This is a genomic window from Moraxella bovoculi 237 (genome assembly GCF_000696305.2).
Taxonomy (GTDB): Bacteria; Pseudomonadota; Gammaproteobacteria; order Pseudomonadales; family Moraxellaceae; genus Moraxella; species Moraxella bovoculi.
Genome location: NZ_AOMT01000007.1, coordinates 1 through 1,595 on the forward strand (window position 1 = coordinate 1; position 1,595 = coordinate 1,595).

At 37.9% G+C, this 1,595-nt stretch carries 2 protein-coding genes and 1 pseudogene; all 3 read right to left on the reverse strand.

The window, feature by feature from the left end:
- Window positions 1–64: 64 nt before the first annotated feature.
- Window positions 65–625, reverse strand: a pseudogene (locus MBO_RS02820) (IS3 family transposase); the annotation flags it as partial.
- Entirely contained in the window at window positions 609–974 is a 366-nt protein-coding gene (locus MBO_RS02825) for an IS3 family transposase (protein ID WP_158580338.1), read from the reverse strand. The gene MBO_RS02825 and the pseudogene MBO_RS02820, both read right to left, overlap by 17 nt.
- A gap of 41 nt (window positions 975–1,015) precedes the next feature.
- Window positions 1,016–1,546 (reverse strand): helix-turn-helix domain-containing protein, encoded by a 531-nt coding sequence (locus tag MBO_RS02830; protein WP_036363380.1) that lies wholly within the window; start codon window positions 1,544–1,546, stop codon window positions 1,016–1,018.
- Window positions 1,547–1,595 lie beyond the last annotated feature (49 nt).

Sequence of the window (1,595 nt, forward strand, 5' to 3'; positions counted from 1 at the left end):
AAAAACCATCCGAATTTGAAACGACCCCCAAATCTTAAACACAAGATTAAAGGTTAGGTTTAAGTCAAGTGGTTTGACTAAGGACTAAGTTTCTGTACTTCACAGGACTTAGTCCTTTTAGTTTGGTCTTTATTCTATCATAATTGTAGTAGTGCATGTACTCATCAATCGTTTGTTTAAGTTCATCAACTGAGCTAAACTTTGTGTCTTCATAAAAGATTTCTTCTTTAAGTATCCCTTCGAGCCTTTCAATAGGAGCATTATCAAGGCAGTTGCCTTTTCTTGACATACTTTGGGTAATGCCACTGTCCTTTAAAGTTTGTTGATAATGAAACATCTGATAATGCCAACCTCTGTCTGAATGAATGATGGGTTTATCGTGTTTATTTGCTTGACTTAACTTATTTAAAGCATCATCAAGCATTTCTTTAACTAAGTCATAAGTAGGATGCTCTTTGATGGTATAACTGACAATTTCCCCATTAAATAAGTCTATGATGGGTGATAAATAGAGTTTTTGGTAAGTTTTGCCATTACCACCATTTGATGTACTCTCTACCTTAAACTCTGTAATGTCCGTTGCCCACTTTTGATTGGGTCTTGTGGCTTTAAAGTCTCTTTGTAGGACATTGTCTTTTATCTTGTCTTGGTGTTCCCCCTTGATAAGATGCGTAAGCTTTGTGTCTGTGTTGTCTGATTTTAGCCTTTAAGCCCATTGCTTGCATTAAGCGTTGCACTCTTTTGTGGTTGATGAGTATGTCTTGACCACCAAGTTGGTTGTTAAGCTCTAATGTAATCCTACGATAACCGTATCTGCCTTTGTGGGTGTGGTAGATGTGTTTGATTTGCTCTTTTAGGTCAAGGTCTTTGTCAGGTTCTTTGGCTTTGTTAAGGTGGTAATAAAACACACTTCTTGGCAATTTGGCAATGTCAAGTAAGGTGTTTAGGGCGTGCTTATGCCTTAATTCTTGCACGATGATTGCCTTTAATTGATTAAGGTGTTTGGCTGATGAGCTTACTTGTTTTGCTCTTTCTGACGAATTAAGGCATCGAGCTTTTTTAGGTAGTCGTTCTCTGCTTCTAAATAGGCTAGGCGTTTTAAAAGTTTGGCATAATCATCATCTTGTGGTTTGGTTTTGCTTGTGGATTTGTTTTTGCTGGTTTTGTCTTTGTTGGTGCTGTGCTTGTTTGACATTGCTTTTCTGCCTTCGGGTTTGGGTTCTAATCCCATTATACCAAGGGTTTGATAAGACTTTAACCAATTGGACAGTAAAGAAGGTGTTGGTAGGTTAAGTTCTATGGCAAGTTTGGTTAGGGATTTGCCATTTTGAAGTTGTTTGATTGCGTTTAGTTTGAAGGTGGTGTCATAGACGGCTTCGGTGTGTCGTCTTTTAATGCCATCAATACCGTGTGCTTGATAGAGTTTAACCCATAGCTCTACGGTTTTATGGGCTAAGTTAAAGTATTTGGCAGTTTGTTTGTAGCTGTATCTGTTTAGATAATATGCTATGACAGACAGTTTAAAGTCGGTTGTGTATTTTGCCATAAAAAGCACCCCAAAGGTTAGAGTGTCTAACTTTTGGGGTGCGGTTCAA